26 protein-coding genes are annotated in these 24,664 nt (G+C 66.1%); 7 read left to right on the forward strand and 19 right to left on the reverse strand.

The window, feature by feature from the left end:
- Nucleotides 1-4: 4 nt before the first annotated feature.
- Nucleotides 5-1,102, reverse strand: coding sequence for an efflux RND transporter periplasmic adaptor subunit (locus AC0ZJQ_RS12575; RefSeq protein ID WP_102829624.1), 1,098 nt, complete (start codon nt 1,100-1,102; stop codon nt 5-7).
- A gap of 95 nt (nt 1,103-1,197) precedes the next feature.
- Between AC0ZJQ_RS12575 and AC0ZJQ_RS12580 the strand changes: the two genes are divergently transcribed.
- The gene (locus AC0ZJQ_RS12580; protein ID WP_476476768.1) at nt 1,198-1,839 is read left to right on the forward strand and encodes a TetR/AcrR family transcriptional regulator; all 642 of its coding nucleotides are present in this window, start codon (nt 1,198-1,200) and stop codon (nt 1,837-1,839) included.
- A 3-nt stretch (nt 1,840-1,842) separates the two neighbouring features.
- On the opposite strand, the gene AC0ZJQ_RS12585 is transcribed toward AC0ZJQ_RS12580, so the two are convergent.
- The 6 genes from AC0ZJQ_RS12585 to adk all read right to left on the reverse strand — a co-directional run bounded on the left by AC0ZJQ_RS12585 (nt 1,843) and on the right by adk (nt 6,242).
- Complete coding sequence (locus AC0ZJQ_RS12585; protein ID WP_476476769.1) at nt 1,843-2,616, reverse strand: class I SAM-dependent methyltransferase; 774 nt, start codon at nt 2,614-2,616, stop codon at nt 1,843-1,845.
- 73 nt (nt 2,617-2,689) lie between these two features.
- Entirely contained in the window at nt 2,690-3,382 is a 693-nt protein-coding gene (locus tag AC0ZJQ_RS12590; protein ID WP_476476770.1) for an extensin-like domain-containing protein, read from the reverse strand.
- Nucleotides 3,383-3,444: 62 nt separating this feature from the next.
- Entirely contained in the window at nt 3,445-4,242 is a 798-nt protein-coding gene (locus AC0ZJQ_RS12595; protein ID WP_256663180.1) for a DUF72 domain-containing protein, read from the reverse strand.
- Between the two features lie 75 nt (nt 4,243-4,317).
- A complete protein-coding gene (locus AC0ZJQ_RS12600) occupies nt 4,318-4,665 on the reverse strand; it encodes a hypothetical protein (protein ID WP_037020791.1) in 348 nt (115 codons plus the stop codon).
- Nucleotides 4,666-4,753: 88 nt separating this feature from the next.
- Complete coding sequence (tsaB, locus tag AC0ZJQ_RS12605; protein WP_213663753.1) at nt 4,754-5,431, reverse strand: tRNA (adenosine(37)-N6)-threonylcarbamoyltransferase complex dimerization subunit type 1 TsaB; 678 nt, start codon at nt 5,429-5,431, stop codon at nt 4,754-4,756.
- Nucleotides 5,432-5,594: 163 nt separating this feature from the next.
- Complete coding sequence (gene adk, locus AC0ZJQ_RS12610; RefSeq protein ID WP_008570394.1) at nt 5,595-6,242, reverse strand: adenylate kinase; 648 nt, start codon at nt 6,240-6,242, stop codon at nt 5,595-5,597.
- Here adk and AC0ZJQ_RS12615 point away from each other — a divergent pair.
- Complete coding sequence (locus AC0ZJQ_RS12615) at nt 6,241-6,471, forward strand: hypothetical protein (protein ID WP_152414122.1); 231 nt, start codon at nt 6,241-6,243, stop codon at nt 6,469-6,471. The genes adk and AC0ZJQ_RS12615 overlap by 2 nt on opposite strands.
- A 17-nt stretch (nt 6,472-6,488) precedes the next feature.
- Here AC0ZJQ_RS12615 and ppc read toward each other — a convergent pair whose 3' ends face one another.
- Nucleotides 6,489-9,125: a phosphoenolpyruvate carboxylase gene (gene ppc / locus AC0ZJQ_RS12620; protein WP_476476771.1), complete on the reverse strand. Its 2,637-nt coding sequence runs from the start codon at nt 9,123-9,125 to the stop codon at nt 6,489-6,491.
- Nucleotides 9,126-9,299: 174 nt separating this feature from the next.
- Here ppc and AC0ZJQ_RS12625 point away from each other — a divergent pair, with 174 nt between their 5' ends.
- The 3 genes from AC0ZJQ_RS12625 to lptF all read left to right on the forward strand — a co-directional run bounded on the left by AC0ZJQ_RS12625 (nt 9,300) and on the right by lptF (nt 11,064).
- On the forward strand, nt 9,300-9,644 hold the full coding sequence (locus AC0ZJQ_RS12625) for a hypothetical protein (RefSeq protein ID WP_008570395.1): 345 nt from the start codon (nt 9,300-9,302) through the stop codon (nt 9,642-9,644).
- Nucleotides 9,645-9,840: 196 nt separating this feature from the next.
- Nucleotides 9,841-10,233, forward strand: a complete 393-nt coding sequence (locus AC0ZJQ_RS12630) for a DUF4398 domain-containing protein (RefSeq protein WP_037020793.1) — start codon at nt 9,841-9,843, stop codon at nt 10,231-10,233.
- 48 nt (nt 10,234-10,281) lie between these two features.
- Nucleotides 10,282-11,064, forward strand: coding sequence for a lipotoxin F family OmpA-related lipoprotein LptF (lptF, locus tag AC0ZJQ_RS12635; protein WP_043297258.1), 783 nt, complete (start codon nt 10,282-10,284; stop codon nt 11,062-11,064).
- A gap of 41 nt (nt 11,065-11,105) precedes the next feature.
- On the opposite strand, the gene AC0ZJQ_RS12640 is transcribed toward lptF, so the two are convergent.
- From AC0ZJQ_RS12640 to AC0ZJQ_RS12690, 11 genes are all read right to left on the reverse strand, one after another.
- Complete coding sequence (locus AC0ZJQ_RS12640) at nt 11,106-11,609, reverse strand: O-acetyl-ADP-ribose deacetylase (RefSeq protein ID WP_008570398.1); 504 nt, start codon at nt 11,607-11,609, stop codon at nt 11,106-11,108.
- Complete coding sequence (locus AC0ZJQ_RS12645) at nt 11,606-11,932, reverse strand: PA3694 family proteiin (protein WP_037020796.1); 327 nt, start codon at nt 11,930-11,932, stop codon at nt 11,606-11,608. Before AC0ZJQ_RS12645 ends, AC0ZJQ_RS12640 begins: the two co-directional genes overlap by 4 nt.
- Before the next feature lie 60 nt (nt 11,933-11,992).
- On the reverse strand, nt 11,993-12,739 hold the full coding sequence (locus AC0ZJQ_RS12650; protein ID WP_102829634.1) for a TIGR00266 family protein: 747 nt from the start codon (nt 12,737-12,739) through the stop codon (nt 11,993-11,995).
- Nucleotides 12,740-12,819: 80 nt separating this feature from the next.
- Entirely contained in the window at nt 12,820-14,115 is a 1,296-nt protein-coding gene (locus AC0ZJQ_RS12655) for a flavohemoglobin expression-modulating QEGLA motif protein (protein WP_008570402.1), read from the reverse strand.
- A 122-nt stretch (nt 14,116-14,237) separates the two neighbouring features.
- Nucleotides 14,238-15,740 (reverse strand): lysine--tRNA ligase, encoded by a 1,503-nt coding sequence (gene lysS, locus AC0ZJQ_RS12660; protein WP_213663757.1) that lies wholly within the window; start codon nt 15,738-15,740, stop codon nt 14,238-14,240.
- A 63-nt stretch (nt 15,741-15,803) separates the two neighbouring features.
- Nucleotides 15,804-16,899 (reverse strand): peptide chain release factor 2 gene (gene prfB / locus AC0ZJQ_RS12665; RefSeq protein WP_213663758.1). Its coding sequence is split into 2 segments (ribosomal slippage): nt 15,804-16,826 and nt 16,828-16,899, totalling 1,095 coding nucleotides; the frame shifts between segments, so codons are not numbered across the junction.
- Nucleotides 16,900-17,027: 128 nt separating this feature from the next.
- Entirely contained in the window at nt 17,028-17,750 is a 723-nt protein-coding gene (locus AC0ZJQ_RS12670) for a tellurite resistance TerB family protein (protein WP_314019240.1), read from the reverse strand.
- A gap of 44 nt (nt 17,751-17,794) precedes the next feature.
- Nucleotides 17,795-18,904: an NADH:flavin oxidoreductase/NADH oxidase gene (locus AC0ZJQ_RS12675; protein ID WP_008570407.1), complete on the reverse strand. Its 1,110-nt coding sequence runs from the start codon at nt 18,902-18,904 to the stop codon at nt 17,795-17,797.
- Nucleotides 18,905-18,999: 95 nt separating this feature from the next.
- Entirely contained in the window at nt 19,000-21,093 is a 2,094-nt protein-coding gene (locus AC0ZJQ_RS12680; protein ID WP_301618426.1) for a molybdopterin oxidoreductase family protein, read from the reverse strand.
- 124 nt (nt 21,094-21,217) lie between these two features.
- Nucleotides 21,218-22,933 (reverse strand): single-stranded-DNA-specific exonuclease RecJ, encoded by a 1,716-nt coding sequence (gene recJ / locus AC0ZJQ_RS12685; protein WP_165594726.1) that lies wholly within the window; start codon nt 22,931-22,933, stop codon nt 21,218-21,220.
- 116 nt (nt 22,934-23,049) lie between these two features.
- On the reverse strand, nt 23,050-23,589 hold the full coding sequence (locus AC0ZJQ_RS12690; RefSeq protein WP_003289283.1) for a YaeQ family protein: 540 nt from the start codon (nt 23,587-23,589) through the stop codon (nt 23,050-23,052).
- A gap of 168 nt (nt 23,590-23,757) precedes the next feature.
- On the opposite strand from AC0ZJQ_RS12690, the gene AC0ZJQ_RS12695 reads away from it, so the two are divergent.
- Together AC0ZJQ_RS12695 and bfr are read left to right on the forward strand one after the other, a co-directional pair.
- Nucleotides 23,758-23,976 (forward strand): bacterioferritin-associated ferredoxin, encoded by a 219-nt coding sequence (locus AC0ZJQ_RS12695; RefSeq protein ID WP_008570411.1) that lies wholly within the window; start codon nt 23,758-23,760, stop codon nt 23,974-23,976.
- Between the two features lie 195 nt (nt 23,977-24,171).
- Nucleotides 24,172-24,642: a bacterioferritin gene (bfr, locus tag AC0ZJQ_RS12700; RefSeq protein ID WP_008570412.1), complete on the forward strand. Its 471-nt coding sequence runs from the start codon at nt 24,172-24,174 to the stop codon at nt 24,640-24,642.
- The last annotated feature ends 22 nt before the right edge of the window (nt 24,643-24,664 follow it).

A 24,664-nucleotide genomic window follows, 5' to 3' on the forward strand; every position in this document is an offset into this window, starting at 1 on the left:
GTGGCTACTCCTGCGGGGCCAGCTCGACCGGGCGGTTGTCGCGATCGACCGGACGCACCGGCTGCCCTTCGCTGAGCAGCTGCACGCCGGCCATGACGATCCAGTCATCGGCCTGCAGCCCTTCGAGTACCGGCACCAGCCGCTCGCCATAGGGGCCGGTGCGCACCGCCACCCGCTGCAACGTCGAGTCGTTGCGCACACGCCAGACGAAGGCCTGCTCGCGTTCGGCGCTGATCGCCGACAGCGGCACGGCCAGCGGCACTTTCGCCGCGCGGCGCACGGTCACCAGCGCGCTCTGGCCTAGGTCGGCCGGGACATCCTGATCGCTGAAGGCGACCCGCGCCGAATAGGTCCGGGTGTTCGGGTCGGCCGCCGGCGACAGCTCGCGAATCTGGCCGGCATAGCGCCGCCCCGGTTGCGACCAGAGTTCAACCTCGACTTCCTGGCCGATGCGGTAACGCTCCAGCGCTTGCTCGGGCAGGTTGATCGCCACCTCGCGCTCACCGTCTGCGGCGAGGACGAATGCCGTCTGACCGGCCGCCACCACCTGGCCGACCTCGATGCTGCGGCGCGCGATGACGCCATCGCGCGAGGCGCGCAGCACCGCGTAATCGACCTGGTTGCTGGCCACGTCGAACTGCGCCTGCGCCTGCTGCAGACGCGCCGCGGCGGAGCGGTAGGCATTGTCGGCGCTATCGAACTGCGACTGGCTGACCAGCTGGCGACCGAGCAGCGCCCGGTAGCGGTCGTACTCCGCCTTGGCGACCCGCAGGTTGGCCTCGGCGGCCGTGACCTGGGCGCGCATGCCGTCCAGCTGCAGGCGCACGTCCTGCGGATCGAGCCGCGCCAGCGGCTGGTCCTTGCGCACACGGTCGCCCGCCTCGACCAGCCGCTCGCTGACCTTGCCATCGATACGGAACGCCAGCTCCGGCTCGTAGCGCGCATGCACCTCGCCGGGGTAGCTTTCGCGCATCGCGCTGGCCGGTTGCGGCTGCACCACCAGCACCGGGCGCGGCGGTGGCGGCTCGGGCTCGCCGTTGCCGCAGGCGGCCAGCAGCAGAACGCTCCCCAGGGAGGCGATGGAGATGGCTTGTCGGAACACGATGCAGACTCCCTCTGTCACGAGGCGGGCAGGAATACTAAACTGCCGGGTATAGTAAAAATAGCGAACCAGTCAGTCCACTATTAAAAGCGATCATGATAGACAGCCATTCCCCCTCTCCCGGCCCCGGCCGACCAAAGGACCCGGCCAAGCGCGAGGCGATTCTCGCCGCGGCGCAGGTGCTGTTTCTCGCCAAGGGTTACGAGGGCAGCAGCATGGACGCCATCGCCAACGAGGCCGGCGTTTCCAAGCTCACGCTGTACAGCCACTTCAAGGACAAGGAGGCGCTGTTCTGCGCGGCCGTGAAGGCAACCTGCGAAACCCGGCTGCCGCGCCGCCTGTTCCAGCTAGCCGACGACTGCCGGATCGAGGCAGTGCTGCTGGCTATCGGCTTGGCCTTCAACGCGCTGGTCAACAGCCCGGAGTCGATCGGTCTGCATCGGGTGATGGTGGGAATGGCCACGCAGAATCCGGCGCTGGTGCGGATGTTCTTCGACGCCGGTCCGCAGCAGCTGTTGAGCGATCTGCAACGGATGTTCGCCGAGGTCGACGCGCGCGGTCTGCTGACGATCGCCGAACCGCTGCGCGCGGCCGAACACTTCTGCTCGCTGATCAAGGGCGCCCGGCACTTCCGCCTGCTGATCGGCTACGTCGAAGCCACCGATACCGATGCAGGGTCGGACGAGGCGCATGTGCGCGACGTGGTCGCGACGTTCCTGCGCGCGTACGGTCGCTGACGCTCAGCCCTGCAGTTTCTTCTTCGGGTAGATGTCGTAGCGGCTGGACTTGCCTTCCAGGCTGTAGCCCGGCTTGGCGCCGTCAATGATCGGCGCCTTGCGCGGGCGCTTGACCACCACCCGATGGCTGGCCAGTTCCAGCGCGGCCGCCAGCAGCGCCGGAGCATCGAGATCGTCGCCGACGAAGGGGCGGAACAGCCGCATCTCCTTCTTCACCAGCGCACTCTTGTCGCGATGCGGGAACATCGGATCGAGATAGATGACCTGCGGCGGCTCGCCCGTCCATTGCCGCATCAGCTCGATGGCATTGCCCTGACGCAGGGTCATCCGCGCAGCGATCGGCGCGACTTCGCCGTCCTGCGCGGCGCGCGCGAGGCCATCCTCGAGCAGCGCGGCAATCAGCGGCTGGCGTTCGATCAGTTCCACCGTGCAACCCAGTGTCGCCAGCACGAAGGCATCGCGCCCAAGGCCCGCGGTCGCATCCAGCACGCGCGGTCGCACGCCCGGCTGCACGCCGACCGCCTTGGCGATCATCTGCCCACTGCCGCCGCCGAACTGCCGGCGATGCGCCGCCGCGCCCTCGACGAAATCCACCCGCACCGGGCCGGGCGCCTGGGCTTCGAGCACCTGCAACTGCAATCCCGTCTCACCGAGCTGCAGGGCGAACCCGGCAGCCTCGTCGTGCTCAGGCAGGTCCAGACGGAGGGCCCAGTCATGCGCCGCCGCCGCAAACGAGGGCGCGAGCGGTTCGACACGAACACGGGGATGATCAGACATGGCGGACTCGCTGGGCGATACGAAAAGGCGGCGCATTGTGCCAGAGCGTCGGCGAGGCGCCCATGCTGACGGCTCAGCGACACATGCCGAAACCACCCATGTCGACGTGCAAGTGGTCATGGTGCGCCGCGTTGTACTGCGGCCCCAGCGTGACGTTGAACACCTCACAGGCCGCATCGCGCACTTCGCGCAGGAAACGCGCCTTGTCGCCCTCGCCTGCCCAATCGCGCGCCACGGTGATGCGCGTGCCGTCCCGCAAGCCGAAGCCGGCGAGGTCCAGCGCATTGGCGCTGGCATGCTGACTGCGTCGGTTGCTGCGGGCAATGTTGCGACAGGCGAAGCTGCCGAAATGCTCGACACGAACCACCGGCTGACCGAACACGCGCTGTGCCGCCGGCTGCAGGCCGTGCAGCTCGAACAGCGCATAGGCCGCCGCCAACGGGCAGGTCGCCAGAAACGGGCCAGTGAAACGCACTGCAGAGCCCTGCACGCGCACGCTATTTGTCACCGGACAGCCAGGTTCCGGCGTCGTGTCGGGCACGGCGACATAACGCAGCGGCGCACTCGCCAGCGCTTGCTCGCACAGCGCGCGGTCATCCTGCAAGCGACGCAGCTTGAACGGAGTCAGCAGGTTCGGCGGTTCGCGCACATCCAGCGGCGCCCAGGGATTCCAGGACGGCGGAACCTCTATCCACTGCTGGCGAACGGCGAATGCCAGAGCGGCCAGCAGCACCAGTACGAGAAGCAGAATTCGGCCGAAGGTCATGCCTATCAGGCAACGGCCGCGGCCCGAAGTTGAGTGCAATTTTCAGCGAAAGTACGACGCCGCTATTCGTCCAGCAGCGATAGCTGTGGCGCGCGATACAGCGGACGCAAGGCCGGCAGCCCTGGCAGACGCTCGCGCAGCTGCGTGTGAAAGCGCAACGCCAGCTCCGGTGCGCGGTGATTGTCCGGTGTATGCAAGTAGACGTGTGGCGACTTGCCGGCCTCGATCCAGGCAGCGACCCGTTCCAGCCACGGCTGCATGAAGACGTCGTTTGCCTCCAGCTGCGGATGGCCGATGAAGCGCAGCTGCGGCGATGCGCTGAACGCGGCCGGCCGCACCGGCACCCGTGGCTTCTTGCTCTGCGCGTGCAGCAGCGCCGGCTCGCGCGAGCGGCAGCTGAACAGTGCCCGCGCATCCAGACAGATGCGTTCCACGGCGTGATCGCGCAGCAGGCGATTCAGCGCGCGCTCGCCCGCGCCCTTGTCGAAGAACGCCGGATGGCGCACTTCCACCGCCAACGGCGCGGCGAAATCCTCGATCAGCGTCGCCAGTTCAGCGAGCCGCGCCGGCCCGAAACTGGCCGGCAGCTGCAGCCAGAACGGCGTGACCCGCCGCCCAAGCGGCGCCAGCAGCGTTTTGAACGACTGCGCCAGCTCCAGCGCCGCGCGCAAATCGTCGGCCTGGCTGATCTCCCGCGGCAGCTTGGCGCAGAAGCGAAAGTCCTCGGGCATCTGCAGCGCCCAGCGGCGGATCGTCTGCCCCGCCGGCCAGGCATACAGCGTGGTATTGCCCTCGACGCTGTTGAACACCGAACAGTACTGCGCAAGAAATTGCGCGGGAGGTGTTCCCGGCGGATACAACGAGCCCAGCCAGGCGCTTTCGCTCCAGGACGGACAACCGAGGAAATAGGGAATGCTCACCGGGGCCGGCCGGCCTCAGGCGTAGAGATCGAGGCCGAGCACTTCGGCGGCATCGGGATCGCTGCGAAAGCTCGCGGTGCTGGTGTAGCTGGCCAGCGCCTGGGCGACGCGACTGGACAGCGGACGTTCGGCCTGCGCCTCGCTGTAGCGGATCGGCCGGTAGTTCTCGAGGGCGACGGACTCACTGGTGCTCTGCTGCGCGCGGCCGGTGCGCTGCTGAAAATGCTCGCTGGCCGGGCTGACGTCGATCTCACGCGGGCGCTCGGCGGCGCGCTGGCTGTCGCGATACGGCACCGGCGCACTGCCAGGACGGACAGTACGATCCAGAGGGTATGGAGACGGGGAGAGACCGTTGACGCGCATGATTCAACCTGAAAGAAAGCCGGCCGACTCTAGCGACCGACCGGGGCTTTGGCAATGCCCGGCTATACGCGTGCGGGCCGGGCCGCCATCAGACGCCAGCTTTGGGCGTCGCCACGTTGTCGCGCAGGTAGACCGGCTGCGCCTGGTCGGCCTCGACCGCCTCGCCGCGCTGCCAGGCGAATGTCGCCAGCCGCAGCAGGTCTTCGGCATGCGGCAACAGCTGCGCATCCATGTGGCCCACCGTGACCGGAATGCGCGCGGCGTAGCCCCAGCCGGTGCCCGCGCCAAACCACGAGCCGGCCGCATCGCGCGGCAAACCAGCCTGTTCCGGCGGCAGCACGGCCTCGCTACCGCACAGCTGCATCTCGCCCGCATGCTCGCGGTAGCAGCCCCAGTAGACCTCATCCATCCGTGCGTCGATGGCTGCCGCCACCTGCGTGGCACCGTGTTCGCGCCAGGCGCGCTGGGCAATGGTCGCCAGGGTGGAAACCGGCAGCACCGGTCGCTCCAGCGCGAATGCCAGGCCCTGCACCACGCCGACCGCAATGCGTACCCCGGTGAAGGCGCCCGGGCCGCGACCGAAAGCGATGGCATCCAGCGCCGACAACGCGATGCCAGCCTCGGCGAGCAGGGTCTGGATCATCGGCAGAATGCGCTGGGCGTGCAGGCGCGGAATGACCTCGTAGTGACTCAGCACCCGGCCATCATGCAGCAGGGCGACAGAGCAGGCTTCGGTGGCAGTATCCAGGGCCAGCAGAGTGGTCATCGTGGCGGTTCCGGTCGATCAAAAAGGCGCCGATTCTAGCCTATTCGGCGGGCCGGGTTGCGGGCGCGGACAGACGCGCCGACTCGCGGCCACAGCCTCGAAAATGAAAAAGGCCCGTATCTGCGATACGAGCCCTTCATCAGCCAGCGTGGTGATACGGCGCTCAGCTCAGCGCGGCGAGCACCTTGGCGGTGATTTCTTCCACCGAGCCGACACCCTCGATACGGCTGTACTTCGGCGTGCCTTCGGCAGCGGCCAGGCTCTGGTAGAAGTCCACCAGCGGCTTGGTCTGCGAATGGTAGACGGACAGGCGATGACGCACGGTCTCTTCCTTGTCGTCTTCGCGCTGGATCAGTTCTTCGCCAGTCTCGTCGTCCTTGCCGGCGACCTTCGGCGGATTGTGCTCGGTGTGGTAGACCCGGCCGGATGCCGGGTGCACGCGGCGACCGGCGATGCGGCCGACGATTTCTTCGTCGTCGACGGCGATCTCGACCACGTTGTCGATACGCACGCCGGCTTCCTTCAGCGCTTCAGCCTGCGGAATAGTGCGCGGGAAACCGTCGAACAGGAAACCGTTGGCGCAGTCCGGCTGAGCGATGCGCTCCTTGACCAGGTTGATGATCAGGTCGTCGGAGACCAGACCGCCCGCATCCATCACGCTCTTGGCTTTCAGGCCCAGCTCGGTGCCGGCCTTGACCGCTGCGCGCAGCATATCGCCGGTGGCGATCTGCGGAATACCGAATTTTTTGGTAATGAAACCGGCCTGAGTGCCTTTGCCGGCACCGGGTGCTCCCAGCAGAATCACGCGCATGGATGAATCCTCGACTTTCTTGGAAGGGGACTTCGCCGACCGGTCGCTCGCACCTTGTTCGCCGACGAATCAAAAATTCTGGTTTGCCGCCATGCGACAAAAGGTGGAACACGATACACAGCACACCGGGAGGGCACAAGATATCCCCCCGCGCGCCATCCCGCGTGCCGAACGAGCCACCACCGGGCACGCCGAACAGCCTGAAAAGACCGTTGGACGGACCACGTGACGCCCCTTAAAACAGGCTCAGCCGGTATTGCGCAGGCCCGCGGCGATGCCCGCGACACTGACCAGCAGAGCCTGTTCCAGAGGGCTTTCCGGCGGGTTCTGCTGCTGTCGTGAGCGCGCCAGCAGTTCGATCTGCATCAGGTGCAGCGGGTCCAGATAGGTGTTGCGCAGACTGAACGCCTCCTGGGTCTGCGGGCTGTGCGCCAGCAGCTCGGACTGACCGGTCAACCGCTTGACGGCGGCCACCACCTGCGACAATCGGTCACGTAAATCTGTGCCAAGGGCGAGCAGCTGCGGCTCGACCAGACGCTCGTCGTAACGTCCGGCGATGTCGGCGTCGGTCTTCGCCAGCACCATCTCCAGCATATCGATACGGGTGCTGAAGAACGGCCAGCGCGCGCGCATCTGCGCCAGCTGCTCGCCCTCGCCGCGCGCCAGCGCACCATCGAGCGCCGCCTCCCACCCGAGCCAGGCCGGCAGCATGAGCCGCGTCTGGGTCCAGGCGAAAATCCACGGAATCGCCCGCAGGCTCTCGACGCCGCCTTCGCGACGCTTGGCCGGCCGGCTGCCCAGCGGCAGGCGACCCAGCTCCAGTTCGGGTGTCGCCTGGCGGAAATAGGCAACGAACTGCGGGTGGTCGCGCACCACGCTGCGATAGGCCGCCACGCCGTCGGCGGCCAGCCGGTCCATCAGTTCGCGCCAGCCCGGCTCGGGCATCGGCGGCGGCAGCAGCGTCGCTTCGAGCACCGCGGCCAGATAGAGGTTGAGGTTCTGCTCGGCGATATCCGGCAGCCCGAACTTGAAGCGAATCATCTCGCCCTGCTCGGTGGTGCGGAAACGCCCGGAAACCGAACCCGGCGGCTGCGAGAGAATCGCCGCATGCGCCGGGCCACCACCGCGGCCGACCGTGCCGCCGCGGCCATGGAACAGCAGCAGCTCGACGCCGTGGGCACGACAAACTTCTACCAGACTTTCCTGCGCGCGGTACTGGGCCCACGCGGCGGCAGTGGTGCCGGCATCCTTGGCCGAATCGGAATAGCCGATCATCACCTCCTGCGGCCCCTGCAACCGGCTGCGATAGCCCGGCAGGCTCAGCAGGCGGTCGATGGCTGGCGCCGCGTTGTCCAGATCCTCCAGCGTCTCGAACAGCGGTACCACGCGCATGGCCCGCCGTAGGCCGGACTCCTTGAGCAGCAGTTGCACCGCCAGCACGTCGGATGCGCCATGGGCCATGGAGATGACGTAGGAACCGAGCGACGCCGCCGGAGCCGCCGCGATCACCGCGCAGGTGGCCAGCACCTCGGCAGTGTCCGGCGACGGCCGGAAATGCACTGAAAGCAGCGGCCGACGGTTGTCCGGCTCCTGCTGCAGGAAGTCCAGCCGCTGCGTTTCATCCCACTGGTCGTAGCGCCCCAGGCCAAGGTACTCGGTGATCTCGGCGAGCGCCGCGGCATGCCGGGCGGCATCCTGGCGAATGTCCAGGCGCACCAGGTGCAGACCGAACGCCGCCACCCGGCGCAGGCAGTCGAGCAGCGCGCCATCGGCGATCACGCCCATGCCACAGGCGTGCAGCGAGCGGTAGCACAGCTCCAGCGGCGCGCGCAGTTCGGCGACGTCCTGCAGCACCGCCGGCGGCGCGGCTTGGCCGTGTTCCAGCGCCGTGTTTGCCCAGTCACGCGTTGCCTGCAAACGCTCGCGCAGGCGCTTGAGCAACACGCGATAGGGTTCCGAGGTATCGCCGGACTGGCTCAGCAGTTCATCGCTGGCTGTCTGCATCGACAGCGCGGTGATCAGCGCCTCGACATCGCGCAGGTAAAGGTCGGCGGCCATCGCGCGCGCCAGCAGCAGCACTTCCCGGCTCACCGGTGCGGTGACGTTCGGATTGCCATCGCGATCGCCACCCATCCAGGAGGCGAAGCGAATCGGCGCGGCCTCCAGCGGCAGTGGCCGCCCGGTGCTGGCGCGCAGCGCCGCGTCAGTCTGGCGCAGCACGTTGGGCAGCGCCTGCCAGAGCGAATGCTCGATGGCGGCGAAGCCCCACTTGGCTTCTTCGACCGGCGTCGGGCGGTTGCGGCGGATTTCCTCGGTGTACCAGATCTCGGCGATCAGCCGCTGCAGGCGCAGCTGAATGCCGGCCTGCTCGGCGGTGGTCAGGTCGGTGTGATCGCGGGCGGCCAGCTGCGCGGCGATGGCGTCGTACTTCTGGATCAGCGTGCGGCGCGACACCTCGGTCGGGTGGGCGGTCAGCACCAGCTCGATTTCCAGTTCGCTGACCTGCCGCGCCAACGCCTCGGGTGCGTGCCCGGCATGTTGCAGGCGTTCGAGCAGTTCGGGCAGCACGCCGCTTTCGCACGGCGCCGGCTCGCCTTCCTGCCGACGCCGCACGGCGTGGTACTGCTCGGCGATATTGGCGAGGTTGAGGAACTGGTTGAACGCGCGGGTCATCGGCAGCAGTTCGCTCTCGTCCAGGCTGTCCAGCGTCTCGGCGAGCTGCTGCGCGCCTTCGGCCGAGCCGCGCCGGGCCGCCTTGGCGCCCTTGCGGATGCGTTCGATCTTGTCGAAAAACGCAGTGCCCAACTCCTCACGCACGGTGTCGCCAAGCAGCTCGCCGAGCAGGTGGACGTTCTCGCGCAGACGCGCATCGATTTTCGCCATGAGCGGTTCTCCTGATTGGGGGCCGGGCTGGCGCCGGCGGTCGACGGCGCCAGCCTGTGCATCGACGATCGAGCAGCTACGCTCAAGATATCCGCAACCAGAGTGCCTAGCGCCCCCGCTGCTGACAAGGCGTGCGGCGCCAGGCTGTTCGACACATCGGCGCGAGGTACCACCATGAAGATCTCGGAACTGGTCAATCACTGGGAGAAGGACGCCAAGGGCGCACTGAGTTCGGTGCAGTACAGCATCCCGCTGGATATCGAAAGCGCTGCGCGGCTGGCGGCGCTCGCGGAGATGTATCCCAGGCGCAGCACCGAGGCTCTGCTCGGCGAGCTGGTCGGCGCCGCGCTGGAAGCGGTGGAAAGCAGCCTGCCGTATGTGCGCGGCAACCAGGTGATCGCCACCGACGAGCAGGGCGACCCGGTCTACGAGGACGTCGGACCGACGCCGCGCTTCCTCGCCCTGTCGCGCAAGCATCTGCAACGGATGCAGGCCGAGCAGTCGTCGCCGGCGAACTGATTTCGCATCGCCGTACCCCTCTCCCAGGCGGCCAATCGCGGCCGCCGCACGCTCTGGCATCGCATTCCGACGGAACGATTAGCGCTAGCGGGCCTCACAAAAACATACCCGGCAGTCAGCAGTCATGGCCCACGAGGCGTGCCCGCCGGGTGATGAACCATTCGCACGTGTCAGGCGATTCCATTGGAGAGAGCCCATGAAGACAGAAACCTCAATGCCCGCTTCGCGCATTCATCTGCCCAAGCTTGCCGCCGTCGCGCTGGGTAGCCTGCTGCTCACGGCCTGTGCCGGCAATCCGCCGAAGGAGCAATTCGCAGTGACTGAATCGGCCGTGCGCAGCGCCGTCAGCGCTGGCGGCCCGGAGTATGCCGCAGTGGAAATGCGCGCCGCGCAGGAGAAGTGGAAGGAAGCTGAGCTGGCCATGCAGAAGGAGGACTTCGAGCGCGCCCGCATCCTCGCCGAGCAGGCCGAGTGGGACGCCCGCGTGGCCGAGCGCAAGGCCGAGGCGGCCAAGGCGCAGAAAGCCGTCGAGGACGCCGAGCAGGGAATCAACGAGCTGCGCGAAGAAGGTATGCGCAACGTCCAGTGATTCCGGTCATGACCGTCGCCCCATTCTCAGCAAAAGGATGAAACCATCATGCACAAGCTCGTTACCCTTCCGACCCTGCTGGCGCTGAGCATCGGCCTGGTGGCCTGCGCCAACCAACCCAATCCGCAGCTGGAGAAAGCCCGTAGCAGCTTCTCGTCGCTGCAGGCCGACGCCCGCGCCTCCAAGCTCGCCGCCCTGGAAACCCAGGATGCCGGCAAGGCCCTCGATCAGGCCAACAAGGCGTACCTCGACGACGCCGACGAGAAACAGGTCGATCAGCTCGCCTACCTCGCCCAGCGCCGCATCGAAGTGGCCGAACAGACCATCGCCCTGCGCACCGCCGAGGCGGATCTGGAAAAAGCCTCGGCGCGGCGTGCCGAAGCCCGCCTGGAATCGCGCGAAGCGGAAATCCGCAAGTTGCAGGAGAGCCTGCAGGCCAAGCAGACCGAGCGCGGCACCCTGGTGACCTTCGGCGATGTGCTGTTCGACTACGACCGCGCCGAACTCAAGCCCGGCGGCATGCGCAGCGTGCAGAAGCTGGCCGACTTCCTCAATGAAAACCCCGAGCGCAAGGTGATCGTCGAAGGCTACACCGACAGCAACGGCTCGGATGCTTACAACCTGAGCCTGTCGGAGCGGCGCGCCAACGCCGTGCGCATGGCGCTGGTGCAGATGGGCGTTGATCCGCAGCGCGTCGTCAGCCACGGCTACGGCGAGGACTATCCGGTGGCGAGCAACAGCACCTCGTCCGGGCGCGCCATGAACCGTCGCGTCGAGGTGACCATCTCCGACGACGACCGTCCGGTTGCGCCGCGTTCCTCGATGCGCTGAACGCCGCAACCAGCCGACCGCAGCCGCGATGGCTGCGGTCTTCAGGCGCCCAGCAGGCGCCGATAGAGCTCGTCCTGCTCGGCGGAAAACGCCACCAGCAGCACCTCCCGCACATGCGCCGCAGCATCCAGCCCGCTGCGCAGCTCACTTACGGCGATTCGCGCCGCCGCCTCCAGCGGATACCCGTAGATCCCACAACTGATTGCCGGAAAGGCGAGGCTTTGCAGACGATGCTGCTCGGCCAGCGCAAGGCTGTTGCGGTAGCACGCGGCCAACTGCTCGGGTTCGCCCTGCGCACCGCCCCGCCAGATCGGCCCCACGGTATGGATGATGTAGCGCGCCGGCAGGCCAAAGCCCGGCGACAGCCGCGCCTCACCGACCGCACAGCCGCCCAGTTTGCTGCAGTATTCGCGCAACTGCGGGCCCGCAGCCCGATGGATCGCGCCATCCACGCCGCCGCCACCCAGCAGCGAGCTGTTGGCGGCGTTGACGACGGCGTCCACCGCCAGTGCGGTGATATCGCCGCGCCAGGCGCGGAGCGTCACTGCGCTGCGCCAGCCGGCGGCGGTGCGTCCATGCAGCGCACCGCACGCTTCTTGTTATCCACCAGCACACCGGTCAGGCCCTTCTGCTCGGTATCGAACAGCACCAGCACACCGTCGATGCACTGCGCGACCTGGGTCGCGGGCTTCAGCGATACACGGTAGTCCTCGCCGGGAACGGTCTTGAGCATGGTGTAGTCGGCCAGCAGCAGCGCGTCTTCCGGCTTGGCGACGTGTACATAGCCGTAAAAGGACAGCACCGCAACGGTGCCGGCCACGCTACCGATGGCGGTGAGAATCAGCGGAATGACATTGCGTTCGGACATCTCGGCCTCGTCGAAACAAAAGGAGTGCATTGTGGCAAATTCGCCGGACGGCGGCGCGGATCAGTCGCCGCCGGCCCGCGTTTCGCCGCGCGCCTGCCAGGTCGCCGCGTAGACACGCTCGGCCAGCCGTGAGAACGGCAGGCTCTGGATCCAGACGCTGCCGGTGCCCTTGAGGGTGGTCAGCAGCAGCCCCTCCCCACCGAACAGCATGCTTTTCAGGCCGCCGGCAAGCTGGATGTCGTAATCAATGCCATCGCTGAAAGCGACCAGGCAACCGGTGTCCAGGCGCAGGGTTTCGTCTTTCAGCTCCTTGCGAATCACCGTGCCGCCGGCATGCAGGAACGCCAGTCCGTCGCCTTCCAGGCGCTGGAGGATGAAGCCCTCACCACCGAAGAAACCGGCGCCGATGCGCTTGCTCAGGGCGATGCCGACCCGGGTGCCGTAGGCCGCGCAGAGAAAGCTGTCCTTCTGGCAGGTCAGTCGGCCGCCGAGCGCGGCGAGGTCCACCGGCACTACCGTGCCGGGATAGGGCGCAGCAAATGCCACCCGTGCCTTGCCCTTGCCGCTATTGGTGAAGTGAGTAAGGAACAGCGACTCGCCGGTGAGCATGCGCTTGCCCATGCCCCACAACTTGCCGAGCACACCGCTGGCCGAACCGTCGCCCATGCGCGTCTCGAAACGCACGCCCTCGGTCATGTAATTCATCGCGCCGGCCTCGGCGATCACCGTCTCACCAGGGTCGAGAATGATCTCCACGCTCTGTGCGGACTGACCGAGGATGTCGTATTCGAGCTGGTGGCTGGGCATGGAAGTACCTTCGGTGGGTTGCGCCGGGTGGATCGGACTGCACCGACCCACCGCGCTGGCGGAGGGAAGCGCTTGCTGCGTCAGAGGATGTTGGCGTAGTCCGCCTCGATGCGATCCAGGCTCAGGTGGTTGAGGAAGTTGGAGAAGCACATCCACGCCGACAGCGCGTTGAGGTCCTGGAACTGCTGCGGCAGGTAGCGCGGCGGCACCACCATGCCCTCGTCCACCAGCTGGCGCAGGGTGCGCATGTCCTCCAGCGTGGTCTTGCCGCAGAACAGCAGCGGGATCTGCTCCAGCTGGCCTTTGCGCACCGCGAGCTGGATGTAGTTGTAGATCATGATGAAGCCCTTCAGGTAGGACAGGTCCTTGGTGAAAGGCAGGCCATCGGGCGTCGAGCCGCGAAACACGCGACTGGCATTGCTGTAGCACTCGTCGTCGGCATAACCCTGCTCGCGGAAGAAGGCGAACACATCGAGAAAGTCGGCGCCCTCCTCGGCCATGTGAATGGCTCGCGTGCGGTTGGTGAGTTTGCGCAGACGGGTCGGATAGGAGGCAAAGGCGATCACCTCCATCAGGATCGCCAAACCTTCCTGAGTCACGGTGGAAGACGGCGGCCCCTTGGCGAGGAAGGTACAGATCGGCTGATTGAGCCCATTGAGCGTGGTGCCCACGTGCACCAGCCCCTCGTGGACTTCCAGAGCGCGCACGTCGCGCTCGTTGAACAGCGCATCGCTGCGGATCTTGATGTAGTCGGCGCCGGCCGCGGCGTCGGCGAGGATGCCATCGGACTCGAACACGCGGATCACGCCCTCGCCCTCGCCGAACACCGCATCGAGGCGCTTCTGCAGCAGGGCGACCGCCTGCTTGGCGTCCAGCGTCTTGGGTTCGTCCTTCAGGTCGCTGCGATCGGCGATGTTGTTCAGGTAATCGGAGAGCATCAGCCCGAGGTCGGCGAGCGTCGGGTCACCGGCGTGGAAGGCATCGGATGCGGCGCCGTAGAGTTCCTGCGAGATCATGCCGAAGTCCGGCGTGCCACGCGCCTCGAGCATGCGGATGACCATGCGGTATTCGCGACACATGCGCCGCATGATCTGCCCGACCGGATTGAACTGGCCAAGCTGACGCGTGATGTCGCGCTCGATATCCTGGAATTCCTGCTTCTTCGCGCCGGAGTCGTAGGCCAGCGGTCGCGCCTCGTAATAAGCGCGGTCCACCGGCGGCAGCTCGCGCCCGCCGGCCGCGAAAAATGCCTGACGAATACTGTCGTCCCACTTCACCGCATCGAGCACGCGCACCGGAGTCTGCGCATCGACGAGCCGATCGGACAACGCGCGCACGATCGTCTGATATTCATCGAGAGTGTTGCGGTTATTCATCCAGACCTCGCCAGCGAAGGATCGTAGCGTTCAGGTTAGACGCGCGCCGGTGCTGCGGGTGGCGCAGCACCGCACCGCACGACGTAGCACTCCCGCCGGCATCAGCGGGAGTGCCGTCCGGATCAGACTTCCGGACGCATGTGCGGAAAGAGGATCACGTCGCGGATCGACGGCGAATTGGTCAGCAGCATCACCAGACGGTCAATACCGATGCCCTCGCCGGCGGTCGGCGGCATGCCGTATTCCAGCGCGCGGACGAAGTCGGCGTCGAAGTGCATGGCCTCGTCGTCACCGGCGTCCTTGTCCGCTACCTGGGCGTGGAAACGCTCGGCCTGGTCCTCGGCATCGTTAAGCTCGGAGTAGGCGTTGGCAATCTCGCGACCACCGATGAACAGCTCGAAGCGGTCGGTAACGTTCGGATTGCGGTCGTTGCGGCGCGCCAGCGGCGAAACCTCGAATGGGTACTCGGTGATGAAGGTCGGCTGCTCCAGCTTGTGCTCGACCAGCTCCTCGAAAATCATCACCTGCAGCTTGCCCAGGCCCTCGTGGCCGAGCAGCTTGGCGCCGGCCTTCTTGGCGATGGCGCGGGCCTTTTCCAGATCGTTGAGGTCGTCGGCGCTGATTTCCGGGTTGAACTGGAGGATCGAGTCGAACACCGACAGCCGCGCGAACGGCTCACCGAAATGGAACACCTTGTCGCCATACGGCACGTCGGTGGTGCCGAGTACGGCCTGGGCCAGCTCGCGGAACAGCTCCTCGGTCAGGTCCATGTTGTCTTCGTAGTCGGCGTAGGCCTGGTAGAACTCGAGCATGGTGAACTCGGGGTTGTGCCGGGTCGAAACGCCTTCGTTACGGAAGTTGCGGTTGATCTCGAACACACGCTCGAAGCCACCGACCACCAGGCGCTTCAGGTACAGCTCCGGCGCGATGCGCAGGAACATCGGCATGTCCAGCGCGTTGTGGTGCGTCTCGAACGGCTTGGCCGCGGCGCCGCCGGGAATGGTCTGCAGCATCGGCGTTTCCACTTCGAGGAAGTCGCGCTCGCGCAGGAACTGGCGGATGTGCGCAATCACCTGCGAGCGCACGCGGAAGGTCTCGCGCACCTCGTCGTTCATGATCAGGTCGACGTAGCGCTGGCGATAGCGCTGCTCGGTGTCGGTCAGGCCGTGGAACTTGTCCGGCAGCGGGCGCAGCGACTTGGTCAGCAGACGCACGCTGTTCATGTAGACGTACAGGTCACCCTTGCCGGAACGCGCCAGGGTGCCTTCGGCGGCGATGATGTCGCCCAGGTCGAAGTGCTTGACCGCCTCGACCTGCTCGGCCGGCAGCGTCTTGCGATCGACGTAGACCTGGATGCGCCCGCTCATGTCCTGCAGGACCATGAACGCGCCACGATTGAGCATGATGCGCCCCGCGACCTTGACCGGAATGGCGGCCGCTTCCAGCTCCTCCTTGGTCTTCTCGGCGTACTGTTTCTGCAGGTCGCCTGCATAGCTGTCGCGACGGAAGTCATTGGGGAAGGCATTGCCCTGCTCGCGCACGGCAGCAAGCTTTTCCTTGCGCAGGGCAATCAGCTTGTTTTCTTCCTCTTGGATGGCGTGCTGGTTCAGCGGTTGTTCGCTCATTGCGGGTCGTCCCGGTCAAATCGTTTCAATGGGGTGCTTGCGGCTTGAGGCTTGCAGCTGCTCTCAGAGCCCCTGTTTCAGGCTAGCTTCGAGGTACCCGTCGAGGTCGCCGTCGAGCACCTTCTGGCAATCGCTGCGCTCCACGCCAGTACGCAGATCCTTGATGCGCGAGTCGTCGAGCACGTAGGAACGAATCTGGTGGCCCCAGCCAATGTCCGACTTGCTGTCTTCCAGCGCCTGAGAGGCGGCGTTGCGCTTCTGCATTTCCAGCTCGTACAACTTGGCCCGCAGCATCTTCATGGCGGTGTCCTTGTTGGCGTGCTGGGAACGTTCGTTCTGGCAGGCCACCACGGTATTGGTTGGCACGTGGGTGATACGCACCGCCGAGTCGGTGGTGTTGACGTGCTGACCACCAGCGCCGGAGGAGCGGTAGGTGTCGATGCGCAGGTCGGCCGGGTTGATCTCGATCTCCACCCTGTCGTCGATCTCGGGCGATACGAATACCGCCGAGAACGAGGTGTGGCGACGGGCGCCGGAGTCGAACGGGCTCTTGCGCACCAGGCGGTGCACGCCGATCTCGGTGCGCAGCCAGCCGAAGGCGTATTCGCCCTTGATATGCACGGTGGCGCCCTTGATGCCGGCGACTTCGCCCTCGGACAGTTCGACGATCTCGGCATTGAAGCCACGCTTGTCGGCCCAGCGCAGGTACATACGCAGCAGGATGTTGGCCCAGTCCTGCGCCTCGGTACCGCCGGAGCCAGCCTGGATATCGAGGTAGCAGTTGTTCGGGTCCATCTCGTGGCTGAACATGCGGCGGAACTCGAGCTTCTCGAGAATTTCGCGCAGGCGTTCCAGCTCGGCGGCGACGTCATCCACCGCGCCCTGGTCGTCTTCTTCGACGGCCATGTCGAGCAGGTCGCGCGAGTCGGTCAGGCTGCCGGTGAGGTCGTCGATGGTCTCGACGATCTGCGCCAGGGTGGCGCGCTCACGGCCCAGATTCTGCGCGTATTCGGGGTTGTTCCAGACGTTCGGATCTTCGAGTTCGCGGTTTACTTCGACGAGACGATCATGCTTCTGATCGTAGTCAAAGATACCCCCGAATGGTCTGGGTGCGGTCGGACAGGTCCTTGATGCTGTTGAGGATCGGGTTGATTTCCATGGTGGGCAGCACTCGCAATCGGACGGTTCGAAAAGCCGGCGATTATAAACCCAGCAGGCGTGCGCTGACAGCCCGCCGGGACGAACCGGATGCGAGACAATTGCCGCTGGCCCGCGCGCGCCGCCGACTCACCCGGCGACGGCGCGTACCTGGCTTTCCAGCTCCGCCTTCAGTTGCGGAGCGAGCTTGAGCTGCCGCGCCAGTTCCTCGAGGTAGGCGCGCTCCATGAAGTGTTCTTCGTCGACCATCAGCACGCTGGCCAGATACATCTCGGCAGCCATTTCCGGCGTCTTCGCCGCGGCGGCGACCTCGGCCGGGTCGAGCGGCTTGTTCAGCTCGGCATCCAGCCAGCGCTGCAGCTCGCCATCATCGGTCAGCTTGGCGACTTCGGCATCGATCAGCTGGCGCTCGCGGGCGTCGATATGCCCGTCGGACTTTGCCGCGGCCACCAGCGCCTTGAGGATCGCCTGACTGTGCTCCTCGACCTGCGCTGGCGGCAGACGGTCGACGGTCTGCGGCGGCTGTTGCGGTGCGCCGGCCTGTTGCACCTGCCAGTTGCTGTAGGCCTTGTAGGCCAGCACGCCGAGCGCGGCCAGGCCGCCATAGGTCACGGCCTTGCCGCCGAACTTGCGGGCCTTCTTGTTACCCAGCAGCAGACCGATCGCACCGGCCGCGAGAGCGCCACCACCCGCGCCGGACAGCACGTTACCGAGCGAACCGCCGGCGCTGCCGCCGAGCAGATCTCCCAGGCCGCCGGCAGCGGGCTTGCCGCCGGCCACCGGGGTTTGCGGCTTGTTCAGCAGGTCCTGCCCTGCCTTGAGCAGTTGATCGAGAAGGCCACTGGTTTTCATCGACATACCTTTGAATGGGAAAGATGGATGCGGCGGACGATCGCTCAATCGAGCGTGTCGGGCAACTGGCGGATCGGCGTGTCGCGATGGGCAGCACGCACGTATTGCGCCGGCCAGGGCACCGCGCGATCGCCCAGATACTCGGCGGCATGCAGCGGCCAGTACGGGTCGCGCAGCAGCTCGCGGGCCAGCAGGATCAGATCGGCCTGGCCGGTACGCAGAATGTGCTCGGCCTGTACCGCTTCGGTGATCATGCCCACGGTACCGGTGGCGATATCCGCCTCCTTGCGCACGCGCTCAGCGAACTGGGTCTGATAGCCCGGGCCGACCGGAATCTCCGCATTGGCCGCAGTGCCGCCGGACGAAACATCGATCAGGTCGACGCCCACCTCCTTAAGCCGCAGTGCCAGCTTCACGGTTTCATCCGGGTTCCAGCCATCCTCCACCCAGTCGGTCGCCGAAAGCCGCACGAACAGCGGCAGCTCTTGCGGCCAGACCTCGCGCACCGCAGCGGTGACCTCCAGCAACAGGCGGATACGATTCTCGAACGAACCGCCATAGCGGTCCTGACGCTGATTGGATAGCGGCGAGAGGAACTGATGCAGCAGATAGCCGTGCGCAGCATGGACCTCGGCGATCTTGAAGCCGGCCGCCAGCGCGCGCTCGGCGCCAGCGACGAACGCCTGCACCACCGCGGCGATGGCAGCCTCGTCCAGCGCGGTAGGTACCGCGTGCTCCGGCGAGAAGGCGATGGTCGACGGCCCCACCGGAATCCAGCCACCCTCGGCGACCGGCACGCTGCCGTGCTTGCCGAGCCAGGGCCGCCAGGTACTCGCCTTGCGCCCGGCGTGCGCCAGCTGCACGCCAGCGACCGAGCCCTGCGCCTCGATGAAACGGGTGATACGGCGCAGCGGCTCGACGTGCTCGTCGGACCAGATGCCCAGGTCTTCGGGGGAGATGCGCCCGTCGGGCGTCACCGCCGTCGCCTCGATGATCACCAGTCCGGCGCCGCCGACGGCGCGACTGCCGAGATGCACGAGGTGCCAGTCATTGGCCATGCCGCCCTCGGCCGAGTACTGGCACATCGGCGAAACGGCGATCCGGTTGGGCAACGTCAGCTGGCGCAGGGTAAGCGGCTGGAATAGCTGGGACATGGCGGCCTCGACTGTCGAAATTTCGGTTTGGACAGTGTTCAGTAGAGACTGTTTCCGCGCCCCTGCCCAGCCCAACAGCAAGAATGCGCCGCCGATCAGACCGCGCTCACCTGCACCGGCACGCCATTGAGCGCCGCGTTGCCGGAGACATCCAGCGCCTGTTCGTCAGTCAGGTCGTTGCTGCTAACACCCGGCTGCTGTGCGGCGACCGCTAGCTGCACACCCGCGCGGGCGTGCCCCCAGCCGTGCGGCAGGCTGACCACGCCGGGCATCATCTCGTCGCTGCCGAGCACCTCCACTTCGATCGCGCCGACCCGCGAGCGAACCCGCACGCGCTGGCCATCGCGCAGCTGGCGTGCCGCCATGTCGGCCGGATGCATCAGCAACTGGTGACGCGGCTTGCCCTTCACCAGTCGCGGATAGTTGTGCATCCAGGAATTGTTGCTGCGCACATGGCGACGGCCGATCAGCAGCAACGCATCGGCGGGCGCCTGCGGCTGCCGGGCGAAGCGCTGCAGGTCTTCCACAAGCAGCAGCGGCGCCGCCTGGATGCGCTGGTTCGCCGTCTTCAGGCGACGCGCGAGGTTCGGTCGCAGCGGCCCTAGATCAAGCCCATGCGGGTAATCCTCGAGCGCCGCCAGGCTCAGCCTGCGCTCGGAGCGATCGCCGTAGGGGCCGTGACGCAACGCCAGATCGATCATCTGCTGCGGCGCCAGCGTCGGTTTCAGCTCGACGCCGGTACGCGCCGCATAGGCCTTGGCCAGCCCGACGAAGATTTCCCAGTCGTCCAGCGCGCCGTCCGGTTTGGCCAGCACCGGCCGGTTGAAGCGCGTGACATTGCGCACCGCGAGCAGGTTGAAGGTGCTGTCGTAGTGATCGTGTTCCAGCGGCGCGGTCGGCGGCAGGATGAGATCGGCGTAGCGCGTGGTTTCGTTGATGTAGAAGTCGACGCTGAGCATGAATTCCAGGCCGTCGAGCGCCTGCTCCAGCTTGCGCCCGTTGGGCGTGGAGAGCACCGGATTGCCTGCCACTGTGATCAGCGCACGCACCTGCCCTTCTCCCGGCTCGAGCATCTCCTCGGCCAGCGCCGCCACCGGCAGTTCGCCGCCGTACTCCGGCAGCTGCGAAACCCGGCTGCGCCAGGCCGCGAAGTGTCCGCCGGTGGTGGTTTCGACCAGGTCCACCGCGGGCTCGGTGCACAAGGCGCCACCGACCCGATCGAGATTGCCGGTGACCAGATTGATCAGCTGCACCAGCCACTGGCACAGGCTGCCGAAGGCCTGGGTCGAGACGCCCATGCGGCCGTAGCAGACCGCCTTGTCCGCGGCGGCGAAATCCCGCGCCAATTGGCGGATCGTCTCGGCAGGCACGCCGCAGCGCGCGCTCATCGCCTCGGCGTCGAAAGGCGCGATGGCCGCGCGCACTTCGTCGAGACCGTCCACCGGGAGCGGTGTGGCGCGTGTCAGCCCTTCCTCGAACAGCGTGTTGAGCAGACCGAACAGCAGCGCCGCGTCCTGTCCCGGGCGTACGAACAGATGACGGTCGGCGATCGCCGCGGTCTCGCTGCGGCGCGGATCGACCACCACCAGCGTGCCGCCCCGCGCGCGCAGCGCCTTGAGGCGCTTTTCCACGTCCGGCACGGTCATGATGCTGCCGTTGGAGGCCAGCGGATTGCCGCCGAGGATCAGCATGAAGTCGGTGTGATCGATATCCGGCACCGGCAACAGCAGGCCGTGGCCGTACATCAGGTAGCTGGTCAGGTGGTGCGGCAGCTGATCGACCGAGGTCGCGGAGAAGCGGTTGCGCGTCTTCAGCAGACCGAGGAAGTAGTTGCTGTGGGTCATCAGCCCGTAGTTGTGCACGCTCGGGTTGCCCTGGTAGACGGCCACCGCGTTGCTGCCATGACGTTCGCGAATCTCGGCGAGCCGTTCGGCAACCAGCGCGAACGCCTCATCCCACTCGATCGCCTGCCACTGCGAGCCATGCCGGCGCATCGGCCGGCGCAGGCGGTCGGGATCGTTCTGGATATCCTGCAGGGCCACCGCCTTGGGACAGATATGGCCCCGGCTGAACGGATCGAGCGGATCGCCCTTGATCGAGAGGATGCGCTCGCCCTCGGTCTGGATGGTCAGGCCACAGATGGCTTCGCACAGGTGGCAGGCACGGTGATGGACGGTCGTCTCGCTCATTTCGGTTTCCCGCATGACGCTGTTGTTGTCCCGCCACTGTAGGCGCGGGCAGGACGGGCAACAATCGAACGTCTGCGGAGAAATGGCGCTGGATTCAGCCGGCCAATCGGCGACGACCGGACGGTCAGCGCGCGGCGATGTGCGCGACCAGCAGCTGCACGCTTTCCTGGCCGCGGTACTCGTTGACGTCCAGCTTGTAGGCCAGCTCCGCCCAGCGCACCGTCGGGTTCGGCCAGAGTTCGCGGTCGATGTTGAAGGCGATGCCGTCCAGGGTCAGCGCACCGCACTCGCTTTTGAGCACCAGCTTGAGGTGACGCTCGCCGACGATGCGCTGCTGCACCAGCTGGAACACGCCGTGAAACATCGGCTCGGGGAAATGCTGGCCCCAGGGGCCGGCGTTGCGCAGCGCCCGCGCCAGCTCCAGATGGAACTCCTCGATGCTGAGCTGGCCGTCGGTCAGCAGCCGACCGGTCAGATCGTCCTCGTTCAGCTGGCGGCGCACTTCGGCGTCGAACGCAGCGGCGAAGGCGCCGAAATTTTCCTGCGGCAGCGACAGTCCGGCCGCCATCGCGTGGCCGCCGAATTTGCTGATCAGCCCCGGATGTCGCGCCGCTACCGCATCCAGCGCGTCGCGGATATGAAAGCCCGGCACCGAGCGTGCCGAGCCCTTGAGCTGGCCGTCGCCCGCATCGGCGAAGGCGATGGTCGGCCGGTGATAACGCTCCTTCAGCCGCGACGCGAGAATGCCGATCACGCCCTGATGCCAGTCCGGCTCGAACAGGCACAGGCCGAACGGCAGATCCTCCAGCGGCAGATCCTTGAGCTGCGCCAGCGCCTCGCGCTGCATGCCCTGCTCGATGCTTTTGCGGTCCTGATTGAGCTGATCGAGCTGGGTCGCCATGTCGCGCGCCAGCGCCTCGTCCTCGCAAAGCAGGCACTCGATGCCCAGACTCATGTCATCTAGCCGCCCCGCGGCGTTCAAGCGCGGGCCGAGGATGAAGCCCAGATCGGTCGAAGTGATGCGCCGATGATCGCGCCCGGCGACTTCGAGAATTGCCCGCAACCCCGGCCGCGCCCGCCCGGCACGAATCCGCGCCAGCCCCTGATGCACAAGGATGCGGTTGTTGGCGTCCAGCGGTACCACGTCGGCGACGCTGCCCAGCGCCACCAGATCGAGCAGCTCGGCCAGATTCGGCTCGTTCCAGCCGTTGCGCGAGAACCAGTCCAGTTCGCGCAGCCGCGCGCGCAGTGCCAGCAGCACATAGAAGATCACCCCCACACCGGCCATGCATTTGCTCGGGAAGGCGCATTCGGGCTGGTTCGGATTGACGATCGCATCCGCCGCCGGCAGCTCGTGACCCGGCAGGTGGTGATCGGTCACCAGCACCCGGAGCCCGGCCGCCTTGGCCGCCGCGACGCCGTCGACGCTGGAGATGCCGTTGTCCACGGTCACCAGCAGATCGGGCTCGCGCTGCAGCGCCACGGCCACGATTTCCGGGGTAAGGCCGTAGCCATACTCGAAGCGATTGGGCACCAGATAGTCGACATGCGCCGCACCCAGCTGGCGCAGGCCGAGCACGCCGACGGTGCTCGCGGTGGCGCCATCGGCATCGAAATCACCGACGAAGAGGATGCGCTGGCGCTTATCCAGCGCCTCGACCAGCAACTCGACTGCGCGGTCGATGCCCTTGAGCTGGTTGTAGGGAATCAGCCGCGCCAGCGCCTTGTCCAGCTCGCTGGCCGAGCGCACGCCGCGCGCCGCATATAGACGAGTCAGCAGCGGCGGCAAATCGCCGAGTTCGGGCAGGATTTCAGGTAAAGGGCGGGGTTCGATACGCATCGGCTGGCTTTCCGGTCACGGCTCTTCGGCACGGGCGCCGGAGAAAATCGGCGCAAAAGCATACAGCAATGCACCGTCAGCAGGCCGCCAATCGCGATTCAGCCGACCGGTGCCGTTCAACGCTCGCCCAGCAGCCACTCCAGCGACACCTCGAACTGGCCACGCTCGTCGGTGATGAACAGGGTGCCGTCGCTGATCATCACGCCCCATTGCAGACTGCGCGGCAGATCCTTGACCAGTGCGGCAAGCGATTCGGAATCCACGGCAACGATGGACAGGTTCTTCAGGTTGCGCACGGCGTCCACCACCTTGCCCTGCCACACGCGCAGGTTGCCGTAGGCCACCAGGCTGGTGCGCTCGGCACGGCGCGAGCACCAGGTCAGACGCTCGGCATCCGGTTGTCCGACCTCGATCCAGTGCAATACGCGACCGTCGAGACTCTTCTCCCAGAGCGCCGGCTCGTCCACATCGGACAGGCCACGACCGAACGCCAGCTGCTCGCTGTACCAGAGCGCGTAGGCGATCAGGCGCACGCCGAGGCGCTCCTCGGTTTCCGAGGGATGCCGGGCGACCGTGAAACGCAGGTTCTCGTACACCCCGCGATCCAGATCGGTGAGATTCAGTTCCACCTTGTACGGCGTGGCTTGCAGGGCCATGAGCGGCCTCCGGTTGGAAAAAAGGCGCGCAGTTTATCGCAAAGCCCGTAGAGGTCGCGCCGGTCCCGATAGTGAATGAAGGTTGAAGCTACCGGACAGATGGACTTTGACAATCATTCTCATTCTGTTTAGCATCGCGCCATCAAACAGGCTCAACGGGTATTGCTCATGTACGTTTGCCTTTGCCAGGGTGTCACCGACGGCCAGCTTCGCGAAGCCATCTACGAAGGCTGCTGCAGCTACCGAGAAGTACGCGAGGCCACCGGCGTCGCCAGTCAGTGCGGCAAGTGCGCCTGCGTGGCCAAGCAAGTCGTGCGCGAAACCCTCGGCGAGCTCCAGACCGCCCAGGCCGCCCTCGCCTACCCGGCCAGTTTCGCCCCCGCCTGAACGGCACCCAATCCTCCAAGCCGGGCCATTGCCCGGCTTTTTTATGCCTGCAAATCAATACATTACTAACGCGATGCGCGATGAAAGCATTCGCATTCAGGTTTAGCCTTTTGCATTCAAGGGCTTAGGTTTGACAGCCCCCGGCATCGTGGCCAGACTGCCGCAACGACTCACATTCTCAGGCAGGGCTAGAACATGAAAGGCGACAAGCTAGTCATCCAGCACCTCAACAAGCTTCTCGGCAACGAACTGGTCGCCATCAACCAGTACTTTCTGCATGCGCGCATGTACGAGGACTGGGGGCTGGAGAAACTCGGCAAGCACGAGTACGAAGAATCCATCGACGAGATGAAGCATGCCGACAAGCTGATCAAGCGCATCCTCTTCCTCGAAGGTCTGCCGAACCTGCAGGATCTGGGCAAGCTGCTGATCGGCGAGAACACCCGCGAGATGCTCGAATGCGATCTCAAGCTGGAACAGGGCGGCCTGCAGGACCTCAAGGAGGCCATCGCCTACTGCGAGAGCGTCGGCGACTACGGAAGCCGCGAACTGCTGGAAGACATCCTCGAATCGGAGGAAGAGCACATCGACTGGCTGGAAACCCAGCTGGGGCTGATCGACAAGGTGGGCTTGGAAAACTACCTGCAGTCGCAGATGGACGACTGACCCGACCGCACCGCAGTCGCAA

It is taken from the genome of Stutzerimonas sp. 21-1 (assembly GCF_056336065.1).

What these genes read in the sequence shown, in the direction of transcription:
- AC0ZJQ_RS12580 (WP_476476768.1), top strand. Translation starts at nt 1,198, where the DNA reads ATGATAGACAGCCATTCCCCCTCTCCCGGCCCCGGCCGACCAAAGGAC.
- AC0ZJQ_RS12585 (WP_476476769.1), bottom strand. Translation starts at nt 2,616, where the DNA reads ATGTCTGATCATCCCCGTGTTCGTGTCGAACCGCTCGCGCCCTCGTTT.
- AC0ZJQ_RS12590 (WP_476476770.1), bottom strand. Translation starts at nt 3,382, where the DNA reads ATGACCTTCGGCCGAATTCTGCTTCTCGTACTGGTGCTGCTGGCCGCT.
- AC0ZJQ_RS12600 (WP_037020791.1), bottom strand. Translation starts at nt 4,665, where the DNA reads ATGCGCGTCAACGGTCTCTCCCCGTCTCCATACCCTCTGGATCGTACT.
- tsaB (WP_213663753.1), bottom strand. Translation starts at nt 5,431, where the DNA reads ATGACCACTCTGCTGGCCCTGGATACTGCCACCGAAGCCTGCTCTGTC.
- AC0ZJQ_RS12615 (WP_152414122.1), top strand. Translation starts at nt 6,241, where the DNA reads ATGGATGAATCCTCGACTTTCTTGGAAGGGGACTTCGCCGACCGGTCG.
- adk (WP_008570394.1), bottom strand. Translation starts at nt 6,242, where the DNA reads ATGCGCGTGATTCTGCTGGGAGCACCCGGTGCCGGCAAAGGCACTCAG.
- ppc (WP_476476771.1), bottom strand. Translation starts at nt 9,125, where the DNA reads ATGGCGAAAATCGATGCGCGTCTGCGCGAGAACGTCCACCTGCTCGGC.
- AC0ZJQ_RS12625 (WP_008570395.1), top strand. Translation starts at nt 9,300, where the DNA reads ATGAAGATCTCGGAACTGGTCAATCACTGGGAGAAGGACGCCAAGGGC.
- AC0ZJQ_RS12630 (WP_037020793.1), top strand. Translation starts at nt 9,841, where the DNA reads ATGAAGACAGAAACCTCAATGCCCGCTTCGCGCATTCATCTGCCCAAG.
- lptF (WP_043297258.1), top strand. Translation starts at nt 10,282, where the DNA reads ATGCACAAGCTCGTTACCCTTCCGACCCTGCTGGCGCTGAGCATCGGC.
- AC0ZJQ_RS12645 (WP_037020796.1), bottom strand. Translation starts at nt 11,932, where the DNA reads ATGTCCGAACGCAATGTCATTCCGCTGATTCTCACCGCCATCGGTAGC.
- AC0ZJQ_RS12650 (WP_102829634.1), bottom strand. Translation starts at nt 12,739, where the DNA reads ATGCCCAGCCACCAGCTCGAATACGACATCCTCGGTCAGTCCGCACAG.
- AC0ZJQ_RS12655 (WP_008570402.1), bottom strand. Translation starts at nt 14,115, where the DNA reads ATGAATAACCGCAACACTCTCGATGAATATCAGACGATCGTGCGCGCG.
- lysS (WP_213663757.1), bottom strand. Translation starts at nt 15,740, where the DNA reads ATGAGCGAACAACCGCTGAACCAGCACGCCATCCAAGAGGAAGAAAAC.
- AC0ZJQ_RS12670 (WP_314019240.1), bottom strand. Translation starts at nt 17,750, where the DNA reads ATGAAAACCAGTGGCCTTCTCGATCAACTGCTCAAGGCAGGGCAGGAC.
- AC0ZJQ_RS12675 (WP_008570407.1), bottom strand. Translation starts at nt 18,904, where the DNA reads ATGTCCCAGCTATTCCAGCCGCTTACCCTGCGCCAGCTGACGTTGCCC.
- AC0ZJQ_RS12680 (WP_301618426.1), bottom strand. Translation starts at nt 21,093, where the DNA reads ATGAGCGAGACGACCGTCCATCACCGTGCCTGCCACCTGTGCGAAGCC.
- recJ (WP_165594726.1), bottom strand. Translation starts at nt 22,933, where the DNA reads ATGCGTATCGAACCCCGCCCTTTACCTGAAATCCTGCCCGAACTCGGC.
- AC0ZJQ_RS12690 (WP_003289283.1), bottom strand. Translation starts at nt 23,589, where the DNA reads ATGGCCCTGCAAGCCACGCCGTACAAGGTGGAACTGAATCTCACCGAT.
- AC0ZJQ_RS12695 (WP_008570411.1), top strand. Translation starts at nt 23,758, where the DNA reads ATGTACGTTTGCCTTTGCCAGGGTGTCACCGACGGCCAGCTTCGCGAA.
- bfr (WP_008570412.1), top strand. Translation starts at nt 24,172, where the DNA reads ATGAAAGGCGACAAGCTAGTCATCCAGCACCTCAACAAGCTTCTCGGC.